Below are 1173 nucleotides of genomic sequence, written 5' to 3'. Positions count from 1 at the left end.
CAATCTGGCTTGATAAGCAGCTTGGCCAGAAATATAATCGGGCAGACTATTTTTCCACACATCATTTAGATTTGTTGTCGAAAGTTCACCGGTGATATCAATCACCGTCTCAATATTTCCTGGAACAACATTAATACTGACCGCTTGCTCCAACAATATCGCTGTTATGCCTTGGGCGGACACACCGTTGTTATTAAACTGCAACTCACCCTCAATTTCAGATAATTTAAGTTGCGGGAATTCAGGATTGATAAGTTGACTGCGTTTAAAACTAACATGACCGCTAGCTTCGGTATTGTCCGTATCCGCTAGCGGTACCGATAAGACTAAGGTGATCTCACTGTCACCTTCAGCTGTAATTACTTCTGCTACCTTAGAAAAACGTTGTTTTAGCGGACTATTTTGTAAAAAATCGAGTGCTTGTTGCGTAGTACCCGTTAATAAACCATGCGTTGTTAAAATGGGCTTACCTTTCAGATAGCGATTAATCTTGGTATTAACGTCAGCAAAGTTAAAACCCGCAATATGACCGTGTTTACTGTGAATATTTAACAGATTATTTTTACCTGTAATCGTGCCCGTTAGATCTACGAGGTCTGGCCAATCCGGCGCATAATGCAATTGCACACCTTCTACATTAAGATTCAGCTCAAACTGACCTTGTTCAGGTTTAGCATCAAATGGAAAGGCCGCAATATTGCCTGTTAAGCGAATATCGCCATCGATCACTTTACCCGCCACAAATGCATTGTTAGCCCATGTTTTAAAATCCTGGTCCAAAACAGTTTGTGGCACATAGTGTTGCCAACGGCTAATCTCAACTTGATCCAATTTAACCGTAATATCAGCATCGGTTACTCCATTATCATGTTTAAGATGGCCATCCAGCTGTATGGTAAAATCATCATTCCACAACTGTAACGCCGACACTTCTACTTGCCAGTCCAGATCCTGCTGCCAACGCAATTGTCCTGAGACGGAGTCAAAAAACACCGCCTCCTTGAGCCACTTTTCCGGATATAAGGTCAGTTGATGACTGTCTAAATCCACCGTGGCCACACCATCACGCCAATCAACAGTAGCCGTTAAACCGCTTATACCGGGAACATCCTGCCATGGCAACACCGAAAAATCCTTTAATGTCATCGCCAAACTACGAATGCCATAATCTGG

The 1173-nt window shown here is 42.6% G+C and carries 1 protein-coding gene; it reads right to left on the bottom strand.

Features of this window, described 5'->3' with window-relative positions; genetic code table 11:
* Positions 1–1173 (bottom strand): YhdP family protein (locus AC3AYF_RS21420; protein ID WP_487780487.1); only part of this gene is annotated, 1173 nt, incomplete at both ends.

Source organism: Salinicola sp., assembly GCF_982684285.1.
This window is presented reverse-complemented; position numbering and strand designations above follow the sequence as displayed.